Genomic DNA, 18,525 nt, shown 5'->3' with positions numbered 1-18,525 from the left:
CACGTGATCCGTGCCCGGCGAATAGGGGTCACTGCGGTGGCGTTACTCGCGGTGGTGGGGGCGTCGCCAGGGTGGGCTCAGGCTCAACCGGCGTCCGCCGTACGGCCGCCTGCGCACTCGGCGGACGACGGTGACGGCTTGCCGGCCGACTGGAGCATCACCGGCGAGGGCACCGCGCGGAAGCTGGTGTGGCGGTCCGACGAACGCGTACCCATGGGGGACGCCCGGGTCGAGTTCTACGCCGGCGACCGACTGCTCGGCCGTCCCGCCCCCGGGAAGGACGGGCGCACGTTCCGGCTCGGCCTCGACGGGGTCCGCCTGGACTCCGTGCGGGACCTTGAAGTACGCGCCGCCGGACGCCGGTTGGACGCACCCGACACCACCTCCGGCGCACGCTCGGCGGTGACCGTCCCGAAGCAGCTGCCGGCGAACCAGGTCGATCCCGGCAAGCCGGGCGCCTACCGGACCGTCACGGGCGAGTACGACCTCGCCCCGGTACGGCTGCCGGGATTCGCCGAGCCGGTCGAGATGCGGGCCGTGGTCGTGGCGCCGAAGAACGCGGACGGCCGCCGTCCGCTCGCGCTGTTCCTGCACGGACGCCACTTCACCTGCTACACACCGCAGGGCGACATCACCGGCGACTGGCCCTGCGCCGCCGGCTCCAAGCCGGTGCCGAGCCACCGGGGATATCTGCGCGACCAGCGCCTCCTCGCCTCCCAGGGCTACGTGACCGTATCGATCTCCGCCAACGGCATCAACGGCCAGGACTGGCAGGCCGAGGACGGCGGCGCGCAGGCCCGCTCCTCGCTCGTACGGCAGCATCTCGCCCGCTGGGCCGACTGGTCCGCCCACCCGACCACAGCACCCGCGGCCGTACGCAAGACGCCCAGGGCCGATCTGTCCCGAGTGCTGCTCGTGGGGCACTCGCGCGGCGGCGAGGGCGTCAACCGGGCCGCGATGGACAGCCTTTACCCGCCGCCGGCGGCCCAGGACGGCTATCACGGCCAGGTGCGCTGGCGCATTCGCGGCACCGTGCTCATCGGCCCGACGATCTTCGGCCAGAACCCGGTCCCGGACGTGCCGTCGATGACGATCCTGCCGGGCTGTGACGGCGATGTGTCCGACCTGCAGGGCGAGGTGTACGTCGACGGCACCCGCGGGGTGAGCCGTGGCAGCGCGCTGCACAGTGCCGTGTACATGGTGGGCGCCAACCACAACTACTTCAACAGCGAGTGGACGCCGGGGCAGGCCGTGGCGCCCGCCGACGACGACTTCTGGCACGACGAGGAGCAGCCCGACCCGGTCTGCTCCCCCGGCACCCGCACCCGGCTGACCGCCGACCAGCAGCACAAGGCCGGCGCGACCTACATCGCGGCGGCGGCACGGCTGTTCGTCGCCGGGGACGACCGGGTACGCCCGCTGCTCGACGGTTCGGGCCGACGCGCCCCCTCGGCCGGTCCCGCGCACGTCCTCACCCACGCGGTGGGCGCGAAGCGCGGCGCCGGCTTCCTGCCGGACGGCAAGCTCACCGTGAGCGGTGCCCGGCTGTGCTCGGCGGTGGATCCCGCCGCGGCCAAGGCCTGCCTCTCGTCGGAGACGGCCGGGGGCTCACCGCACTTCGCGCGGTGGGAGACCGACCGTGAGCCCGGCCGCCGCGCGGTCGCGCTGAACTGGTCGGCTGCGGGGTCCGCCGCGCGGATCCGACCCGAGCGTCCGGTGTCCCTCGCGGGCGCCAAGGCGCTCGCGCTGCGCGTGATCGTGCCGCCCAACACCACCGGCACGCAGCTCGACGTATCCGTCACCGACACCGCCGGACGGCACCGGACCCTCGGCCGGGTCAAGGTCGACGGGCTGCCGGGGTCGGACCGGACATCCTCGTACTGGGCGCGTGAGGTGCGCGTGCCGCTCGGGGCCGACGACGCGGCGGCGCTCGACCTCAAGCACATCAAGTCCTTGGAGCTGACGCCGCGCACGAGGTCCGGACGGGCCTGGCTGATGGACGCCTGGGCCTGGCAGCCGGGCACGCCGGTCGTGCGGGAGGCCCTGCTGCCCCGGGTCGACATCGGACGACTGACCGTCAAGGAAGGGGACTCGGGCGTCCGGACCTATCGGGTGCCGGTGCGGGTCTCGGGGCAGGGCAGCGGGCAGGTACGGCTGTTCGTCGCCGACCCGGTCACGGGCAAGGTCACCGACCGGCTGGTGACGCTCCGGCCCGGTGCGCACGACATCGACGTACCGGTGAAGGTCGAGGGCAACACCCGCTACGGCTACGAGCTGGCGCACGACGTGTTCGTGAAGGCGGTCCGCACCTCCGTGGTGGGCGCCCACCGGGGCGGGGTGACCGCGGAGAACGACGACCCGATGCCCTCGATCTCCGTGACCCCGGTCGCGGACCGGGTGGCCGAGGGGCAGGCGCTGAAGTGGCGGGTGTCCCTGTCCGCGGTGGCCGACGTGGAGATCGGCGGGTCGTTCGCCCTGCTGCCGGTCACCGACGGTCAGGAGCTGTCGACGAAGGACGTCGACCCGCGCTGGCTCCTGGAGAACTCCGGTGAGTCCCCCGATCCGGAACGCCCGTTGTCCAAGGTGGGGCTCTCTCTGTGGGCGTCCGTCGACGCGGGGGAAAAGACCACGGAGCTGTTGGTGCCGACACTGAAGGACGGAGTGGCCGAGCAGGCCGAGTCGGTGCGCTTCCAGATGGCCGACGACTCCGGCGAACCGCTGCCCGGCGCGCCGGTGCTGACGGGCACGGTCGTGGACGCCGCCTGACCGGCCACCTGACGCCCACGACTTACCCGGTCAGGGCGTCAGCGTGATCCTCACGCCGACTGTGCCGTGCGCACCACGGCGCAGTCGGCTGCCGAGGAGCGTCAGGCGGCCGGTGATCCCGTACTTGCGGGCGATGAGCTTGCGGTACCGGGCGACGGTCGCCTCGTCGCAGATCTCGGCGGTGGCCGGGACCGACTCACCGGTGGGCCTGCCGCGCAGGTCACAGGGACCGACGAGCACATCGGCGCGGGCCCGGATGCGCTTGACCTTCCAGGAGTCGGCGACCGTCCACACGCCCAGCGCGTCCCCGTCCCGAACCACCCAGACCGGCGTGGGCACACCGGTGCCGTTCTTGCGGTAGCTGGTGATGAGCAGGTACTTGCCCGCTCCGAGCTGCTCCAGCGACGTGTCGTCCATGGCCGGAAGTGTAGGCAGCGGGTGGGCCGCTCCGACCGTCGCCCCTCCGCGGCGACGCCGGCCGCTGCGGCACCCGGGCCGTGTCGGTCACGGGCCCACGCACGCCGTGCCGATCGCCGCCCACCCGCGCCTCCCCGATCCCCGCCCTGTCAGCCGAGCGCCGCCGCCATCCGCCGTACCCCCTCCGCGATCAGCTCGGGCGACGTCGCCAGATTGAGCCGTACGTGCCCGGCTCCGCCGGTGCCGAAGGGGAGCCCGGAGTTCAGGGCGACCCGGCCGCGGCGCAGGAAGACGTCCGCCGGGTCCTCGTCGAGGGCGTGGCAGTCGAGCCAGGCGAGGTAGGTGGCCTCACCGGGGCGGTAGGTGATCGTCGGGAGGTGTTCGGCCAGGAGGTTCGCGAGCAGGCGTCGGTTGTCGTCGAGGCCGGTCAGGAGCGCGTCGAGCCAGGCCGTGCCGTCGCGCAGGGCGGCGGTGTGGGCGATGACGCCGAGGTGGCTCGGGCCATGGCTGACCTCCTCGGGGAGGCGGGCCAGGTCGGCGGCGGCAGCGGGGCCGGCGATGGCCAGGGCCGCCTTGAGCCCGGCGAGGTTCCAGGCCTTCGACGCCGACATCAGCGACAGCCCGTCCTCGCCGCCCGGGACGCTGAGGTACGGCACGAACTCGACGCCCTCGGCGGTGAGCGGGGCGTGGATCTCGTCGGCGACGACACGCACGCCGTGGCGGTCGGCGAGGGCGGCCACGGCGGACAGTTCCTCCGCGGTGTGCACGGTGCCGGTCGGGTTGTGGGGGCTGCAGAGGAGGAAGGCGGCGCGCCGGGTGCCCGTGACCGCCCGCCGGAACGTCTCGTCCAGCGTGTCGAGATCGATGCGCAGGTCCGCGCCCAGCGGGGCCTCCACCACCTGCCGGTCCATGTGCTCGACGAACTGGTAGAACGGCGGATACACGGGTGAGTTCACCACGACCGGATCGCCCGGCCCGGTGACCAGCTTGAGCATTTCCACCACGCCGAGCATCACGTCGGGCACGATCGCCGTCCGCTCCACGGCGAGCCCGTCCCAGCCCCACCGCTTGTCCGCGAAGGCGGCGAGCGCCTCGGCGTAGCCGGTGCCCGCCGGATACCCGGTGTCGCCGAGGGCGAGGGCGTCGGTGACCGCGCGGACGATCGGTTCGGCGAGCGGCACGTCCATCTCGGCCACCCACAGCGGCAGCACGTCGTCGGGGTAGGTCCGCCACTTCATGCTCGTACGACATCGGAGGCGATCGAGGGTCAGGGCGCGAAAAGGATTTGGTTCTCCGGAGGTCTCGTGCGGGATCCTGGTCATGGGGCACAAGATAGGGGGCTGTGCGGTGGCCGGGAACGGCGAGAACGGGGCGTGGGCGGTGACGGCCCGCGGATTCCTCGAAGTGGCCTGCGACGAGTCGGGGTCGGACGGTGAGAATCTCACCGGCGGGAACACCGATGTGTTCGCGCACGGCAGTGTGCGGCTGCCCGTGGATTCCGCCGCCGCATATGTGCAGGAGGTCCGGGACCGGATTCGCTCGCCCGCGTCGGAGTACAAGGCGAACCATCTGCTGCGGGAGAAACACCGGGCGGTACTGGAATGGCTGCTCGCGCCCGCGGGGCCCATCCATGGGAACGCCCAGGTGCACCTGATCGAGAAGGCGTACTTCGTCGTGGACCGGGCCGTCGACCTGCTGCTCGGCGACGGCACCGAGGCGCTCGGCCTGTACCGGGCGGGCCGACGGGATTTCGGCGAGGAGCTCTGGCGGGAATTCCTGACGGCGGCCAATCAGTTGCTGCGGGTCAGGAACGACGGTGAGCCCCAAGAGCCCGTCGATGTCTTCTTCCGCACGGTGCAGGCGCTGCGGCGCGCGGACTGCCGTACGGACATGGCCGAAACACTGGACCGACTCGCGGCGTCCCGGCCAAGCGCCGATTCCTATCGGGCGCGGCTGCTCGACGGACCGACCCTCATTCCCGTCCTCAATCCCCTGCTGCCCGCCATCGTGAATACGGCCGCGCTCTGGAGTGCCGGTGGCCGGTCGGTGCGGCTCGTCCACGACCGGCAGAACATGCTGACGCCCGAACGCATCGCCTGGATCGAGGAAACGGCCCGGCGGGCCGGTGTCGGGTTCGGCGGGCTGCGGCTGGTGCACTCGGTGCTCGATCCGCGGGTGCAACTCGCCGACTTCCTCGCGGGGATCGCCCGCAAGATCGCCTCCGACGAGCTGAACGGACACGGCGATCCGGAGCTCACCGCGCTGCTGCGCCCGTACGTGGATCCGGCGTCCATATGGGGCGATGAGCGCAGCTGGGAACTGCTCGGGCGGACGCGGGCACAAGAACGATCACCCGTGCGGTGAACACGGGCGGGCCGGGCCACGTATGGAGAGAGGGTGCTCAACTACGGGAGGGCCCCGCGGCGTTGACGCCGCGCTGTACTGGTTCGGGAGCCCTGCATGAGGCACGCACGACGACGTCTCGTCCGGCGAGTGACACGGCTGGCGGCGGTCGGCGGACTCCTCCTCGGAGGAACGATGGTCACACGCGCCGTGGCGAGCGAACCACCGGACGCCTCCGCCGTCCCCCGCACATACGCGGCTTCGGCCGCCGGCACCGGCAGCGATCTCGTCTCACGGCTGGGCACGTCCCGTACGGCGGGCAGTTGGCTCGGTGCCGACGGGAAGCCGGTCGTCGCGGTCACCGACGAGGAGGCGGCCGCCGAGGTACGCAAGGCCGGTGCCGAGGCGAAGATGGTCGACCGCAGCATGGACGAGCTGAAATCGGCGACGTCGACGTTGCGTTCGGCTCCCCGCGTGACCGGCACGGCGTGGGTCATGGACTACCGCTCCAACCAGGTGGTCGTACGGGGCGACAGCACCGTCTCCGCCACCGACTGGTCCCGGATGACTCAGGTCGCCGAGGACATCGGGGGCTTCGTCCGCATGGAGCGCACCGAGGGCACCTTCACGGCGCGGCTCAACGGCGCGCTGCCGCTGTTGTCGACCGCCGGGCGCTGCTCGGCCGGCTTCAATGTCACCGACGGACAGCGCGACTTCATCCTCACGGCCGGGCACTGCGGGCCGAACGGTTCGGTGTGGTTCGCGGACAACCGGGGCAGTCAGCAGATCGGGGAGACGGTCCAGCAGAACTTCCCCGGTGGTGACTTCTCCCTGGTGGAGTACACCGGCGGGGACGCGGGGTCCGGGGCCGATGTCGTGTCCATCGGTGACGGCAAGGGGGTGCGGATCACCGGCGCGGCCGATCCCGCCGTCGGACAGCGGGTGTTCCGCAGCGGCAGCACGAGCGGGTTGCGCGACGGCGAGGTGACGGCGCTCAACGCCACGGTCAACTACCCCGAGGGGACGGTCACGGGGCTGATCGAGACGAACGTGTGCGCCGAACCCGGGGACAGCGGCGGGCCGATGTTCTCCGAGGGGGTCGCGCTGGGCGTGACGTCGGGCGGCAGCGGCGACTGCAACGCGGGCGGGACGACGTTCTTCCAGCCGGTGACCAAGGCGCTGGCCGCGCTCAACGTCAAGCTGCTTGTGGCGGCGCAGAACGGGTCGGGGCAGGGTGCCTCACCGGCGCCGTCCGCTTCGGCGACGCAGAGTGCGATCTCGCCCGGTGACGCGTCGCCCGGCTCCTCGGCCTCGGTGAACGGGACGGACGCCTCGACCCTGCTGTCCCGCCTCGCGGACCCGAAGAACGTCGGTCCCGGTCTGCTGGTCGTCGCGGGCAGCCTGGTCGCGCTGGTGGCGACCCGGTTCATCCGGGCGGAACAGGACCGCAAGAGGTACCGGCGCTACTACTCGGCGACGTGGGGCTGACATCGGCGGCACGAGAAAGGCACCCCTGGTGTCAGGGGTGCCCGGTGAGGGTGCCGCGATGAGTGCCGAGGCGTGTCGAGGAGGGTGCTCGGGCTGGGCTGAGGCGAGTGCTCAGGCCGCCTTCTCCGACGGCGGGGCCGCTGCGGCCCACTCCAGGACCAGGCGCTGATACTCCTCGCGCTGCTCGACGCTCAGTGTCCCGCCCGACCGGCGCCACAGCGCCCGGATCTCCTCGTTGACCTCGTCAGCCGATCGATCGGAGGCGATTTCAACAGTGGTGGACATGCTGTGAAGCATACGGCTCGAGAGGTGAAGGCGCTGTGAGCAAGCTCGCACAATGCGGACATAACGGACCGTGTTACTGATCACGCGCATCTGTCCACGCACATCGCCGAGTTCAGGCGTCCGCAGCCCCCAGCACCAGCACCTGGATCGCCAGTACGGCGGCGCCCCGCGCCCAGTCGTGAAAGTCGGACACCTTCGTCTCCAGGTCGATCGGTGCCGCGAGCGGATGCCGCTGGGCGCGAATGGTCTCCGTCACAGTCTTGCCTGCGACATCCATGAGCCCCACCCCCTCTCCGGCGAGCAGGATCTTCTGCGGCAGCACGAAGTTGCCGATCTGGGCGACCAGCGTGCCGAGCGCACGGGCCGCCTCTTCGATGACCCGGGCGGGCATCGCCTCACCCGCCGCGGCGAGCTCCAGGATCTCCTCGTACGTCCGGTCACGGCCGGTGGCGGCCTGTACCTGGTAGCGGATGTTGGGGATGGTCAGCAGTGAGACCGCGCTGCCCCGCGCGCCGTCCGGCGTGAGCGGGCCGTTGGGGTGCACGATCCAGTGCCGCCCGAAACCGCGGTCCTCCTCGGCGTACGGCACCCGCTTGCCGCCCAGGACCAGGCCGTAGCCGATGCCGGCACCGATGGTCAGAACGACGAAGCGGTCCAGGCCACGCCCGGCCCCGAACCAGGTCTCGGCCTCGACGAGGGCGGCCACGTCGTTCTCCACGACGACCGGCAGCCCCGTACGCTCCTCGACCAGCTCGGCGAGCGGGACGTCGCTCCAGTTCAGGAAGGGGGACTCCCCGACCACGGCACGGTCCTCGACGAGACCGCCCACGCCGATGCCGATACCCGCGAGCCGGGGGTGGCTGCCGGCGAGTTCCTCGGTCATCTCCCCCAGCAGGTCCACGACTTCGGCGGGGTCGTGGGTGGCGAGCGGGCGGTCGTAGCGGGCGACGATCTCGCTCCGGAGGGTGGTCACTACGCCGTAGACCATGTCCTCGGTGATCTTGAAGCCGATGAAGGAGCGGGATTCGGCGACGACGTCCAGCGGCTGGGACGGGCGGCCCTGACGCACCTCCGCGGGGGCGCCCGCCTCGGGGACTTCGACGAGGAGGCCCGACTCGATCAGCGGTTTGGTCAGCCGGGTGAGGCTGCCCGCGGACAGGTTGAGCCGCCTGGCGAGTTCGGTGCGCGACACGGGGCCGCCCAGGAGCACCTCGATGGCCACCGAGCGCTCACCGGGACTGAGAGGAAGCCAGCTGGCGGCTACTGCGGTCATGGTCGTCAGGCTCCCACAGGATTCTTTCCCTCATGATTTTTTTCTCAGCAAAAGCAACCAGGCCAGTCTAGGGCGGCCATCGCGTCCGGGAAAAGATGTTCGCGCACACCTTGACGGCTGGATTCTTCCGCGACAAAAGTAAATGGCCGAGGACGAGCCGCCGTAGACGAGGGAGTCTCCCGATGACCATCGCCTCAAGCAGTCCACCGTCGCGTCTGCCACTGGCCGACGCCGCGGGGGCGGGGACCAAGTCGAGGACACGGCGGGCAGGGTCCCGCGAGAACCAGGGTGACGGGCGGCTCGCCGCGGTGTTCCTCGCCCCGGCACTGCTGGGCTTCGCCGTCTTCCTGCTCTGGCCGACGCTGCGGGGCGTCTACCTGAGCTTCACCCGCTTCAACCTGCTCACACCGGCGGAGTGGGTGGGCCTGGACAACTACGTGCGGATGGTCAACGACCCGATCTTCTGGGACTCGCTGACGGTCACCGTCGAGTACGTGGTCATCAACATCGGGGTGCAGACGACGGCGGCTCTCGCCATCGCGGTGCTGCTGCAGCGGCTGACACAGTCGGCGGTGCTGCGCGGGATCGTGCTCACGCCGTATCTGATGTCGAACGTCGTCGCCGGCATCGTCTGGCTCTGGATCCTGGACACCCAGCTCGGCATCGGCAACGAGATCATCGCGGCGGTCGGGGTCGACCGCATACCGTTCCTGGCCGACGAGACCTGGGCGATCCCGACGATCGCCCTGATCAACGTGTGGCGCCACGTGGGATACACCGCGTTGCTGCTGTTCGCGGGCCTCCAGGCGATCCCGAACGACATGTACGAAGCCGCGAAGGTGGACGGCGCGAGCGAGTGGCGGATGTTCTGGCGGATCACCATGCCGTTGCTGCGGCCTGTCCTGGCGGTCGTTCTGATCATGACGGTGATCGGTTCGTTCCAGGTGTTCGACACGGTCGCCGTGACGACCGCGGGCGGTCCCGCGAACGCCACCAACGTCCTGCAGTACTACATCTACGGCGCCGCCTTCGGCCGCTTCCAGTTCGGCTACGCGTCCGCCATGTCCGTCGCCCTGCTGGTGGTGCTCAGCGCCATCACCGTCATCCAGTACCGGATCACCCGGGCCGGCCAGACCGACCTCGGCTGAGAAGAAGGGAGACCCCGGCATGGCTACTGTGACCGCTCCGACGACACAGACCCGCGTACGACCCGTCAGGCGCCGCCCTTCCCTGGGGCGGATCGTGGCCTGGGCGGTGATGGCCGCGATCGTGCTCGTCACCCTGCTGCCGTTCTACTGGATCCTGCGCACCGCGCTGTCCACCAACACCGCGCTGGCGGCCCACCCCGGCGACCCGCTGCCCGTCGACCTGACCAGCGGTGGCTTCGAGCGGGCGCTGGGCCTGCAGTCCACCGAGGAGGCGATCGCCCAGGGAGGTGCGGGCGGCGGGCTCAAGTTCTGGCGCTACCTGATCAATTCGGTCGTCGTGTCGACCCTGATCACCGGCTGCCAGATCTTCTTCTCCGCCATGGCCGCCTACGCCTTCGCCCGGCTGCGGTGGCGCGGCCGGGACAAGGTGTTCGGGCTGTTCCTGGCCGGTCTGATGGTGCCCACGATCTTCACGTTGCTGCCGAACTTCGTGCTCATCAAGCAACTCGGCCTCATCGACAACCTGTTGGGCATCGCCCTGCCCACGATGTTCATGACGCCGTTCGCGGTGTTCTTCCTGAGGCAGTTCTTCATGAACGTGCCCCGGGAGGTCGAGGAGGCGGCCCTGCTGGACGGCGCCGGGAAGATCCGCGTCTTCTTCCGGGTGATGCTGCCGATGGCGTCGACTCCCGTGATCACCCTGGGCGTGCTGACGTACATCACCTCCTGGAACGACTACTTCTGGCCGTTGATGGTGTCGTACAGCGACAGTTCGCGGGTGCTCACCGTGGCGCTGGCCATGTTCCGGGCACAGACCCCGCAGTCCGGCTACGACTGGTCCGGCCTGATGGCGGCCACACTCATCGCCGCTCTCCCGATGCTCGCGCTCTTCGCCGTCTTCGCACGCCGCATCGTCAGTTCCATCAGCTTCACCGGGATCAAGTAAGGGGACAGGGATGCGAATTCACATGCGTACGGTCGCCGCACTGGCCGGGGCCCTCGCGCTGTCCCTGGTGACCGGCTGCGCTCAGGGCGACTCCGTGTCAGCGGGCAAGAACACCGTGACGTACTGGCTGTGGGACGCCAACCAGCTGCCCGCGTACCAGGCCTGTGCGAAGGGCTTCGAGAAGGAGAACCCGGGCTTGAAGGTGAAGATCAGCCAGATGGGCTGGGCCGACTACTGGACCAAGCTCACCGCGAGCTTCATCGCGGGCACCGAGCCGGACGTCTTCACCGACCACATCCAGAGGTTCGGGCAGTTCGCCGACCTGAACGTGCTGGAGCCGCTGGACGACCTGGGCCTCGACGACTCCGCCTACCAGGCAGGGCTGGCCGCCAACTGGAAGGGCCAGGACGGCCACCGCTACGGAGCGCCCAAGGACTGGGACACCGTCGCCCTCTTCTACAACCAGAAGCTGGTCAAGGAGGCCGGGCTCACCGCCGACGAACTCGGCGGCCTCTCCTGGAACCCGAAGGACGGCGGCACCTTCGAGAAGACCATCGCGCACCTGACCGTCGACAAGAACGGCACGCGCGGCGACGAGAAGGGCTTCGACAGGAACAACGTCAAGGTCTACGGGCTGGCCACCGCCGGCGCCGGTGACGGCGACGGCCAGACCACGTGGAGCCCGTTCACCGGCTCGGCGGGCTGGCACTACACGGACAAGGCACGCTGGGGCACCGAGTACCAGTACGACAGCGAGACCTTCCAGTCGGTGGTCGACTGGTACTTCGGCCTGGCGAAGAAGGGCTACCTCGCGCCCTTCACCGACTACACCGACGGCGCCAACCCGGCCAGCGCCCAGCTCGCCTCCGGCAAGGCGGCGACCGCCTTCGACGGCGCCTGGATGATCTCCACGTACTACGGCACCAAGGGCCTCGATGTCGGCACCGCACCCACGCCGATCGGCCCGACCGGCAAGCGGGCCACCATGATGAACGGCCTCGCCGACTCCGTCACCAAGAACGCCCGCAACAAGGAGGGCGCGAAGAAATGGGTGCGGTACCTGGCCTCCGACGAGTGCCAGAAGACCGTCGGCGGCTACGGCATCGTCTTCCCCGCCACCCCGGACGGCACCCAGGCGGCGGTGGCGGCGTACCAGAAGAAGGGCATCGACGTGTCTGCCTTCACCGAGCCCGTCACCGACAAGAAAGACTCCGCCACCTTCTCCTTCCCGATCACCGACTACGCGGCGGACGTGTACTCCCTGATGCGCCCCGCGATGCAGGACGTCTTCGCCAACGACGCCCCGGTGAGCGGCCTGACCAGCACCAACGACCAGATCAACCTCATCCTCGGCCAGTGAAAGGCATCCACTCCATGACGTTCTCCCTCGGCATCGTCGGCGCCGGGCAGTTCTCGGGCCAGTTCGCGAAACTGTTCCTGGCCCATCCCGGCGTCACCGACGTCTACGTCACCGACCTCCTCCCCGAACGAGCCGGGCAACTCGCCGCCGCCGAAGGGCTGACCGGCACCTTCCCCTCGTACGAGGCCATGCTGGAGTCAAAGGCCGTCGACGCGGTCGCCCTCTTCACCCAGCGCTGGACGCACGGCCCGCTGGTGCTCCAGGGCCTGAACGCCGGCAAGCACGTCTACTCCGCGGTGCCCATGGCGATCACCGCGGAGGAGATCGCGGCGATCATCGACGCGGTCAAGGCGACCGGCCTGACGTACATGATGGGCGAGACCAGTCAGTACAACCCGGCGACGGTGCACGCCCGCAACCAGATCGCCCAGGGCGCCTTCGGGCGGATCTTCTACGCCGAGGGCGACTACGTCCACGACATGGACCTGGGGTTCTACGAGGCGTACCAGTACAGCGGCGGCGAGAACTGGAAGGCCACCGCCAGCTATCCCCCACTGCTCTACCCGACGCACGCCGTGGGCGGCGTGCTGGGGGCCTGGCAGACGCACGCGGTGAGCGTGTCGGCGATCGGAGTGGTGGACGACCGGGGCGACGGCGTCTTCGACAAGGACGTCAGCCAGTTCGGCAACGACGTGTCCAACGCGACCGCGCTGTTCGAGGTCGCGGGCGGCGGCTCGTTCCGTACGAACGAGTTCCGGCGGGTCGGATACCCGTCCCACATACGGGAGTCGCGTTTCCGTTTCTTCGGCACCGAGGCGAGCATGGAGCAGCTCGCCACCGTGGCCCTGTGGCAGGACAAGAAGGGCGTCAAGGACATCAGCGAGCTGCTGGAGCCCAAGCCCACCATGGCCCCTGACGATCCGTCACTCCAGCACATCGCGCCGGATCTGCGGGCCGCCTTCACCTCGGGTTCGGCGCCGGTGCACGACCGGGCGCGGCTGCCGCGGGAGTTCGACAACCTGCACAACGGTCACGAGGGCAGCCACCACTTCCTGGTCGACGACTTCGTGACCGCGGTCAACACCCGCACCCTGCCGTCCGTGAACGCGTGGGTGGCGGCCCGCTACACCCTGCCGGGCATCGTCGCGCACGAGTCGGCGCGACAGGGCGGGATCAGGCTGGAGATCCCGGACTTCGGGGACGCGCCCGAGGCGTGACGTTTCCCCGACCTCGACTCGCGAGCCGGGTGCCTGTCCTGACTCAGGTGCCCGGCTTGCGGCCGTACACATAGACGTCGTCGCCGTTCTTCAGCAGCGACCAGTACTTCTTGGCGTTGGTCTTGGTCATGTTGACGCAGCCGTGCGAGCCGGGCGGGTTCCACATGCTGACGCCGACCGAGTGGAAGGCCTGGCCGCCGTCGAAGAACTGGGCGTAGGGCATGGGCACGTTGTAGATGCTCGACACGTGGTCGATGTTGCGCCAGTAGATCTTCTTCAGACCGGTGCGTGTCTCGTAGCCGTTGCGGCCGGTGCGGACCGGTACGGGGCCGTAGACCAGTTTGTCACCGTCCTGGATCCAGCTCAGCTGGAGCGTGAGGTTCACGCAGGCGATGCGGCCCTTGTTGACGGGGCACTTGCCGTCCTTGTTGGGCTTGTTGCCGACGGCCTTCTGCTTGTTCATGAGGTCCATCACGCCCCAGGTGACAGGACCCGCGTAGCCGGCGTTCGGGGAGATGCCGTGCTTGGTCTGGAAGGCCTGGATGGCCTTGCAGTCGGTGGCGGACTGCTTGCCGTCGACCGGCCGGCCGAGGAACTTCTCGACCTGCTTCTGATACGGGCCGGTCTGGGTCGTGCAGCTCGGGGCCGCCTGCGCCGGAGCGGCGGCGAGCGTGAGCGTGAGCGGTGCGACGAGTCCGCCGGTGATGCCGAGTGCGATGGCGCGCCGTCTGCGTATGTCCCCCATGGCCGGGCCTCTCCCTTGCGTGTTCCTGTGGACTTCTGCCTGGTAGACCCGCGTGCGGGGGTGTCGGTTGTGGTCCGGGCCGGGCTGTGACCAAACGGTGAAATTTGGCCAGGCGCAAGGACGCGGAACTCGCCAGGCGGGAGCGCACGGGATGTGGCGTGGCTCACTCAGCGGGCCGGGTGATCCGAGCGCCTCAGGTGTCGTCCCGGCGCCGGACCGCTGCCTGGAACCCGGTGTTGACCGCGGTGAGACCGCCGTCGACGGTGAGGGTGGTGCCGGTGATCCAGGCCGCGTCGCGGGACGCCAGGAAGGCGACCGCCGCGGCGATGTCCTCGGGTTCGCCGACCCGGCCCAGGGGGTACAGCGCGCGGACCGCGTCGAGGTCCGCGTCCCGTCCCTCCCAGGCGGAGGTGCGCACCGTGCCCGGCACGACCAGGTTGACGCGGACTCCGCGGGCGGCCGCGTGGCCGGCGAGGGTGCGGGTGAGGGAGCCGAGGCCGGCCTTGGCGGCGCTGTAGCCGTGGTTGCCGAAGTCCTGGAGGCCGTTGACGGAGCCGATGTTCACGACGGCCCCGCGGCCGGTGGCGGCGAGGTGGGGGAGGGCTGCGCGGCAGCAGCGGTAGGGGCCGGTCAGGGTGATGTCGAGGTCGCGGGCCCAGGCCTCGTCCGGGCCGTCCTCGAAGAGCGGGGTGTCGGGCGTGCAGGAGGCCGCGCTGTTGACGAGGACGTCGAGCGAGCCGAAGGCCTCGACCGCGTGGGCGACGGCCGCCTCGACGGAGGCTCGGTCGGCGACGTCGCAGGCCAGCGCCTCCACCGTGAGGCCCGGGTTCCGCAGCTTCGACGCGGTTGCCTCGGCCTCGGGTCCGTCCCGGTCGGTCACCAGGACGCGCGCCCCTTCCTGGGCGAACCGGCGAGCGGTGGCGGCGCCGATGCCGCGGGCCGCTCCGGTGATCAGAACTCCGTACCCGGCGAAGCGCGTTGTGTCCGTCGTTGTGTCCGTCATGGACCGCACCGTAGTGCCGGAACGATCATCCGGGCAGGTAGCGTGCGCCCATGTCCGTGTTCATTCAGCAACTCCCCGCGCTCATAGGCGTCGTGATCGGCGCGCTCGGTTCGTATGTCGTGGTCGTGCGGGGCGACCAGGCGAGGTTCCGGCGGGAGCAGGCGGCGCGTTGGGAGGAGCGGCGGCTCGCCGTGTACGGCGACTACGCGCGGTCGGTGAAGAAGGCGGTCACGGTCGCTTACCGGGTCGCCGCCGAACGCCGCATCGGAACGCACCCTCATCCCCTCACCCTCGATGCGGCCCAGCCGTTGCTGGCCGAGGCGAACGACGAGCGGGACCCGTCAGGTGAGGCGCTGATCATGCTGGGTAGCGTCGCCGTGGTGGAGAAGGCGCGGGCGTGGGTCACGACGGCGATGGAGATGGAACGGTTCCTCCGCGACGGCGGTCGGGACCGGGAGGCCTGGCAGGCGCTGCTGGAGCGGCAGCGCGCCGGGCGGGAGGGCTACTACACGGCGGTGCGGGAGGACCTCGGCCTCCCGCCGGGCCACTCCGCGCGCTGGCCGATCCTCGAAGCGGACCCGGTGTCGCCTCAGCGGTAACCGGTCGTGTCCGCCGGCTTCCCCGCGTCCTGGACCTCGACCAGGTACCGCCAGGCGTCGGGGCGGCTGCCGTCGAGGTCGGTGAAGCCGTAGACCTGGGCGAGCTGCCCGCCCGAGAGGGACTCGCCGTTCCAGCGGGCCACGTCGGGGTCGGCGGCGAGGGCGGCGACGGCACGGCCGACATAGCGCGGGGTCTCGGAGATGGCGAAGTGCGGGACGCGGTCGAGGGCGTCGCGCCAGTTGTCCTCCCGCACTCCGAAGGCGTCGAGCATCATCTCCGAGCGCAGCCAGCCCGGGGTCAGCGCGACGGCGGTGGCGCCGCGTGGTCCGAGTTCATGGCCGAGGGAGAAGGCCATGCGCAGGACGGACGCCTTGGCCAGGTCGTAGAAGAAGGAGCTCCGGTAGTGGTCGCGGTTGTACTCCGCGGTGCCGTCGGTCATCTCGACGACCAGTCCGCCGGGGTGGCGCAGGAGGAGGGGCAGGGCGTGGTGGCTGGTGATCGCGTGCGTCTCGACGGCGAGCCGGAGCAACCTGAGCCCCTTGTCGAGGTCGTGCTCCCAGACCGGGCTGTCCCAGGCGAAGAGCTTCTCGCCGCCCCAGACGTCGTTGACCAGGACGTCGAGGCGGCCCTGCTCGTCCGCGATGCGGTCCACGAGGGCGCGGACCTGCGTCGGGTCGAGGTGGTCGGTGGGTACGGCGATGCCGGTGCCGCCCGCTTCTGTGACCAGGTCGGCGGTGTCCTCGATCGTCTCGGGGCGGTCGTACTCCGAGCGCCGGCCGCGTGTGCTGCGTCCGGTCACGTAGACGATGGCGCCGGCGGCCCCGAGCTCCACGGCGATGCCGCGTCCGGCTCCCCGTGTCGCCCCGGCGACCAGTGCGACCTTGTCCTTCAACGGCTGTGACATGTCCGGCCTCCCGACCCTCTGCGAGCGCTGTCGCTCTTGAGGGTGCCGGGTAAGCCGGACATCTTCTGTCGTCTTTTACGGACGGGTGTCGGCTTTTGCGGCAGGGTCACCCGGCCGGGCGCAGCTTCGCGTCGAGGGCGTCATGGGTCGCGTACCGCCTCCACCCATGCGTTCTCGGGCCTCAGTGGCCCCGGTCAAGCCACTCCTGGAGGTGCGGCGCCTCCGCGCCAATCGTGGTCGCGTCGCCATGGCCCGTGAGCACCTTGGTCTCGGGCGGGAGCGTGAGCAGGCGGGTGCGGATCGAGTCGACGATCGTCGGGAAGTGGGAGTAGGAGCGGCCGGTGGCGCCGGGGCCGCCCTGGAAGAGGGTGTCTCCGGTGAAGACGACGCCCAGGCCCGGGTCGTGCAGGCACACCGCGCCCGGCGCGTGGCCCGGGGTGTGCAGGACGGTCAGGTCGGCGCCGGCGGCCTCGATGATCTGCCCGTCCAGGAGATGGGAGTCGGGGTCGCGGTCCGGATGGGTCTGCTTCCACAGCGGCAGGTCGTCGGGGTGGAGCCAGATCGTGGCGCCGGTGCGGTCGGCCAGGGCGGGCGCGGCACCGATGTGGTCATTGTGGGCGTGGGTGCACACGATCGCGGTGAGGCGCCGGTCGCCGACGGCCTCGGCGATGGCGTCGGCGTCGTGGGCGGCGTCGATGACGATCACCTCGTCGTCGTCGCCGACGAGCCACACGTTGTTGTCGACGTCCCAGGTGCCGCCGTCGAGGCTGAACTGGCCCGAGGTGACGAGGCGTTCGATGCGGGCGGCCATCAGAGCATCACCACCGAGCGCAGGACGTCGCCGTGGTGCATGCGCTCGAAGGCCTTCTCCACGTCGGTGAGTTCGATCGTCTCGGTGACGAACGCCCCCAGGTCCAGGCGGCCTTGCAGATGCAGATCGATCAGCATGGGGAAGTCACGGGAGGGCAGGCAGTCGCCGTACCAGGAGGACTTCAGCGCGCCGCCGCGGCCGAAGACGTCCAGCAGGGGCAGTTCGAGTTTCATCTCCGGGGTCGGTACGCCGACCAGGACGACCGTGCCGGCCAGGTCGCGGGCGTAGAATGCCTGCTTGTACGTCTCGGGGCGGCCGACCGCCTCGATCACGATGTCGGCGCCGAAACCGCCGGTCAGCTCGCGGATGGCCTCGACCGGGTCGGCGTCACGGGAGTTGACCGTGTGGGTGGCGCCCATCGAGCGAGCCTTCTCCAGCTTCCGGTCGTCGATGTCCACGGCGATGATCTTCGCGGCGCCGGCCAGGTTCGACCCGGCGATCGCCGCGTCGCCGACCCCGCCGCAGCCGATGACGGCGACCGAGTCGCCGCGGCCCACGTTGCCGGTGTTGATGGCGGCGCCGATCCCGGCCATCACCCCGCAGCCCAGCAGTCCGGCCACCGCCGGGGCGACCGAGGGGTCGACCTTGGTGCACTGTCCCGCCGCGACGAGCGTCTTCTCGGCGAAGGCGCCGATGCCGAGCGCCGGGGAGAGCTCCTGGCCGGTGGCGGCGAGGGTCATCTTCTGTGTGGCGTTGTGCGTGTTGAAGCAGTACCAGGGGCGACCGCGCAGACAGGCGCGACAGTTCCCGCACACCGCACGCCAGTTGAGGATCACGAAGTCACCGGGTTCGACGTCCGTGACGCCGTCGCCGACCGACTCCACCACGCCGGCCGCCTCGTGCCCCAGCAGGAAGGGGAAGTCGTCGCTGATGCCGCCCTGCTTGTAGTGCAGGTCGGTGTGACAGACCCCGCAGGCCTGGATCCGTACGACGGCCTCGCCCGGACCCGGATCGGGCACCACGATCGCCTCCACCCGCACCGGCTCGTCCTTGCCGGCCGCGATCACGCCGCGTACTTCCTGCGCCATGGTGCTTCACCTTCCCTAAGCGGCTCTCCGTCCACTGTCGACCCTAGTTGTGACTGATCGGTAAAGGCACGCGGGGAAGCCCTTCAGGTCAGCTTCCAGCCACGTCGAAAAATACCCCCGGGGGTACCTTT

Annotated in this window: 17 protein-coding genes; 8 read left to right on the top strand and 9 right to left on the bottom strand. The window is 70.3% G+C overall.

From position 1 onward, the window contains the following. The first annotated feature begins 3 nt into the window (after nt 1-3). On the top strand, nt 4-2,766 hold the full coding sequence (locus tag BLU79_RS30300; RefSeq protein ID WP_093909132.1) for a S9 family peptidase: 2,763 nt from the start codon (nt 4-6) through the stop codon (nt 2,764-2,766). Nucleotides 2,767-2,796: 30 nt separating this feature from the next. On the opposite strand, the gene BLU79_RS30295 is transcribed toward BLU79_RS30300, so the two are convergent. Continuing rightward, entirely contained in the window at nt 2,797-3,183 is a 387-nt protein-coding gene (locus tag BLU79_RS30295) for a PPOX class F420-dependent oxidoreductase (RefSeq protein ID WP_093909131.1), read from the bottom strand. A 149-nt stretch (nt 3,184-3,332) separates the two neighbouring features. After that, entirely contained in the window at nt 3,333-4,505 is a 1,173-nt protein-coding gene (locus BLU79_RS30290) for a MalY/PatB family protein (protein ID WP_093909130.1), read from the bottom strand. A gap of 25 nt (nt 4,506-4,530) precedes the next feature. Between BLU79_RS30290 and BLU79_RS30285 the strand changes: the two genes are divergently transcribed. Both BLU79_RS30285 and BLU79_RS30280 read left to right on the top strand, forming a co-directional pair. After that, the gene (locus tag BLU79_RS30285) at nt 4,531-5,547 is read left to right on the top strand and encodes a hypothetical protein (RefSeq protein ID WP_093909129.1); all 1,017 of its coding nucleotides are present in this window, start codon (nt 4,531-4,533) and stop codon (nt 5,545-5,547) included. Nucleotides 5,548-5,643: 96 nt separating this feature from the next. Beyond that, entirely contained in the window at nt 5,644-7,014 is a 1,371-nt protein-coding gene (locus BLU79_RS30280) for a S1 family peptidase (protein WP_093909128.1), read from the top strand. Nucleotides 7,015-7,125: 111 nt separating this feature from the next. Here the strand turns inward: BLU79_RS30280 and BLU79_RS30275 are convergent, their stop codons facing one another. Next, nucleotides 7,126-7,311, bottom strand: a complete 186-nt coding sequence (locus tag BLU79_RS30275) for a hypothetical protein (protein WP_093909127.1) — start codon at nt 7,309-7,311, stop codon at nt 7,126-7,128. Nucleotides 7,312-7,411: 100 nt separating this feature from the next. After that, the gene (locus BLU79_RS30270) at nt 7,412-8,572 is read right to left on the bottom strand and encodes an ROK family transcriptional regulator (protein WP_093909126.1); all 1,161 of its coding nucleotides are present in this window, start codon (nt 8,570-8,572) and stop codon (nt 7,412-7,414) included. A 182-nt stretch (nt 8,573-8,754) separates the two neighbouring features. Here BLU79_RS30270 and BLU79_RS30265 point away from each other — a divergent pair, with 182 nt between their 5' ends. Genes BLU79_RS30265 through BLU79_RS30250 form a run of 4 tightly spaced genes read left to right on the top strand, consistent with a single transcriptional unit; the run spans nt 8,755 to nt 13,243 of the window. Beyond that, nucleotides 8,755-9,720 carry a carbohydrate ABC transporter permease gene (locus BLU79_RS30265; RefSeq protein WP_093909125.1) on the top strand — a complete coding sequence of 322 codons (966 nt, stop codon included), beginning with the start codon at nt 8,755-8,757 and terminating at the stop codon, nt 9,718-9,720. A gap of 19 nt (nt 9,721-9,739) precedes the next feature. Next, nucleotides 9,740-10,666: a carbohydrate ABC transporter permease gene (locus tag BLU79_RS30260; protein ID WP_093909124.1), complete on the top strand. Its 927-nt coding sequence runs from the start codon at nt 9,740-9,742 to the stop codon at nt 10,664-10,666. Nucleotides 10,667-10,676: 10 nt separating this feature from the next. Continuing rightward, nucleotides 10,677-12,026, top strand: coding sequence for an ABC transporter substrate-binding protein (locus BLU79_RS30255; RefSeq protein ID WP_177001238.1), 1,350 nt, complete (start codon nt 10,677-10,679; stop codon nt 12,024-12,026). 14 nt (nt 12,027-12,040) lie between these two features. Beyond that, on the top strand, nt 12,041-13,243 hold the full coding sequence (locus tag BLU79_RS30250; RefSeq protein ID WP_093909122.1) for a Gfo/Idh/MocA family protein: 1,203 nt from the start codon (nt 12,041-12,043) through the stop codon (nt 13,241-13,243). A gap of 43 nt (nt 13,244-13,286) precedes the next feature. On the opposite strand, the gene BLU79_RS30245 is transcribed toward BLU79_RS30250, so the two are convergent. Then, the gene (locus tag BLU79_RS30245) at nt 13,287-13,988 is read right to left on the bottom strand and encodes a L,D-transpeptidase (RefSeq protein ID WP_093909121.1); all 702 of its coding nucleotides are present in this window, start codon (nt 13,986-13,988) and stop codon (nt 13,287-13,289) included. Between the two features lie 193 nt (nt 13,989-14,181). Next, nucleotides 14,182-14,991 (bottom strand): SDR family NAD(P)-dependent oxidoreductase, encoded by an 810-nt coding sequence (locus tag BLU79_RS30240; protein ID WP_093909120.1) that lies wholly within the window; start codon nt 14,989-14,991, stop codon nt 14,182-14,184. A 50-nt stretch (nt 14,992-15,041) separates the two neighbouring features. On the opposite strand from BLU79_RS30240, the gene BLU79_RS30235 reads away from it, so the two are divergent. After that, nucleotides 15,042-15,590: a hypothetical protein gene (locus tag BLU79_RS30235; RefSeq protein WP_093909119.1), complete on the top strand. Its 549-nt coding sequence runs from the start codon at nt 15,042-15,044 to the stop codon at nt 15,588-15,590. Here BLU79_RS30235 and BLU79_RS30230 read toward each other — a convergent pair. From BLU79_RS30230 to BLU79_RS30220, 3 genes are all read right to left on the bottom strand, one after another. Continuing rightward, nucleotides 15,581-16,495, bottom strand: coding sequence for an SDR family oxidoreductase (locus tag BLU79_RS30230; RefSeq protein WP_093909118.1), 915 nt, complete (start codon nt 16,493-16,495; stop codon nt 15,581-15,583). The genes BLU79_RS30235 and BLU79_RS30230 overlap by 10 nt on opposite strands. Nucleotides 16,496-16,676: 181 nt before the next feature. Next, a complete protein-coding gene (locus tag BLU79_RS30225; RefSeq protein ID WP_093909117.1) occupies nt 16,677-17,306 on the bottom strand; it encodes an MBL fold metallo-hydrolase in 630 nt (209 codons plus the stop codon). Then, nucleotides 17,306-18,394: an S-(hydroxymethyl)mycothiol dehydrogenase gene (locus BLU79_RS30220; RefSeq protein WP_093909116.1), complete on the bottom strand. Its 1,089-nt coding sequence runs from the start codon at nt 18,392-18,394 to the stop codon at nt 17,306-17,308. Before BLU79_RS30220 ends, BLU79_RS30225 begins: the two co-directional genes overlap by 1 nt. Nucleotides 18,395-18,525: the final 131 nt, after the last annotated feature.

The organism is Streptomyces sp. cf386 (assembly GCF_900103585.1).
Classification (GTDB): Bacteria; Actinomycetota; Actinomycetes; order Streptomycetales; family Streptomycetaceae; genus Streptomyces.
This window is presented reverse-complemented; position numbering and strand designations above follow the sequence as displayed.